This window comes from Aminobacter sp. BE322 (assembly GCF_050433525.1).
GTDB lineage: Bacteria > Pseudomonadota > Alphaproteobacteria > Rhizobiales > Rhizobiaceae > Aminobacter.
Genome location: NZ_JBNPXB010000001.1, coordinates 626,523 through 628,410 on the forward strand (window position 1 = coordinate 626,523; position 1,888 = coordinate 628,410).

Genomic DNA, 1,888 nt, shown 5'->3' on the forward strand with positions numbered 1-1,888 from the left:
CTGTCAACCCGAATGTCCGCTCTAGCGGCAGTTCGGCCGGCGACCCGGCCGCAGTCCACTTTGTCAGCAGATTGTCGGCTTCGGCTGTTGCGGCGCGGCCTTTGCCGCTAATCTACCTGCCTGCCCGCGCCCGCCGAGGCGAGGACGCCGCCGAAAGCAGCGAACGGACGTCCACGACCGGCCGAAAAACGCGAAGCAATTGAAAGGGATAGCCGCCGATCCGGATTCGACCTCTGAAGATCGGGCTCCTGGGGAGGAGATCAATGGCACGCAAGATCCTTGTCCTGCTCGGCACCAAGAAAGGCGCCTTCATCGCCGAGAGCGACGCCGCGAGGCGCTCATGGAAGCTGCGCGGCCCGTTCTGTGAAACCTGGCCGATGAACCACGTCATCGCCGACCAGCAGACGGGCACGATCTATGGCGCGGGCGGCAACGAGTGGTTCGGCCCGGCGGTGTGGAAGTCGACCGATCTCGGCGGGACCTGGACGCATTCGAGCGAGGGCCTCGCCTATGCCGAAGGCGAGGAGCCGATCAAGGCGGTGTGGAGCCTGGCCACGGGCAATGGCAGTCTCTATGCCGGCGTGCAGCCGGCCGGCCTGTTCCGCAGCGACGACGCAGGCCAGAGCTGGCAGAACGTCGAGGGCCTGCAGAAGCACCCTTCCCGGCCGCACTGGAACCCCGGCGGCGCCGGCCTGATCCTGCATTCGCTGGTCGTCGATCCCAACGACCAGGACCGCATCTGGGTCGGCATCTCGGCGGCGGGCGTGTTCCACACCGCCGACGGCGGCCGGACCTGGGAGCCGCGTAACCACGGCACCCGCGCCGACTTCCTGCCCGAGGGCGAGAATTATCCGGAATTCGGCCAGTGCGTGCACAACCTGGTCATGGCGCCCGGCATGTCAAACCGGCTCTACCAGCAGAACCATTGCGGCATGTACCGCTCCGACGACGGAGGCAAGCACTGGCAGAGCATCGAGAAGGGCCTGCCCTCGACCTTCGGCTTCCCGGCCGCGGCACACCCGCGCGATCCCGAAACGCTCTATCTGGTGCCGCTCAACGGCGACAGCGCCGGCCGCTTCGTGCCCGACGCCAAGGCCGCGGTCTGGCGCACGCGGAACGGCGGCCGCGAATGGCAGGCGCTGCGCAACGGCCTGCCGCAGGAGAACGCCTATATCGGCGTGCTGCGCCAGGCGATGTCGACCGACCGGCTGGAGCCCGCGGGCGTCTATTTCGGCACCAGTTCGGGGGCGCTGTTCGCCAGCGCCGACGAAGGCGAGAGCTGGACGAGCGTCGCCCAGCACCTGCCCTCGATCCTGTCGGTGGAGACGCTCGTCGTCGACGGCTGAGACTGGGATGGCGGACATGCTCGACCGGCAAGACCCCGACCATCGACCGGAAGCAGGGACCGGACCGGTCGTCGTGCGCCTGCCCGGCGCGCTGGCCGACCTCTTCCCCGGCTCGTCGCGCCGTGTCGAGATGATGGCCGCCACCGTCAGGGAGATGGTCGACGAACTCGACCGCCGCTGGCCCGGCATGCGCGACCGCATCTGCGACAGCCGTCCCGCCATCCGCCGGCACATGAACGTCTTCGTCGACGGCGAACGCGCGACGCTGAAGACAAAGCTGCGGCCGGGCATCGAGGTTTTCGTGCTCACCGCGATCAGCGGCGGCTGAGACCCGATCGGAACCGGCAGGGCCACGCCTCACACGACGAAAATATCGTTTCCGAACAAGGCGCTGATGGCATTTCCGGATTCCGGATGGCAGCCGGCCGCCTCAGCGCCGTGCGTTCGAACGAAGGCATCGGGGACGCCCATGGCCGCTGTCCCTGACGCGACCGACGGCAGTTGGAGCTGCGCGGGCGCAAACCCACCCGCGCAGCGATGCC

General features: G+C 68.3%; 2 protein-coding genes. Both read left to right on the forward strand.

Going from position 1 to position 1,888, the window contains the following annotated elements; all coding sequences use genetic code 11:
* Positions 1 to 263: 263 nt before the first annotated feature.
* Positions 264 to 1,346, forward strand: a complete 1,083-nt coding sequence (locus tag J2X50_RS03025) for a WD40/YVTN/BNR-like repeat-containing protein (protein WP_429091321.1) — start codon at positions 264 to 266, stop codon at positions 1,344 to 1,346.
* A 16-nt stretch (positions 1,347 to 1,362) separates the two neighbouring features.
* Positions 1,363 to 1,674: a MoaD/ThiS family protein gene (locus tag J2X50_RS03030; RefSeq protein WP_429091322.1), complete on the forward strand. Its 312-nt coding sequence runs from the start codon at positions 1,363 to 1,365 to the stop codon at positions 1,672 to 1,674.
* The last annotated feature ends 214 nt before the right edge of the window (positions 1,675 to 1,888 follow it).

Bases quoted from the DNA above. Each gene is read 5' to 3' on its own strand.
- J2X50_RS03025 (WP_429091321.1), top strand. From the start codon at position 264: ATGGCACGCAAGATCCTTGTCCTGCTCGGCACCAAGAAAGGCGCCTTC.
- J2X50_RS03030 (WP_429091322.1), top strand. From the start codon at position 1,363: ATGCTCGACCGGCAAGACCCCGACCATCGACCGGAAGCAGGGACCGGA.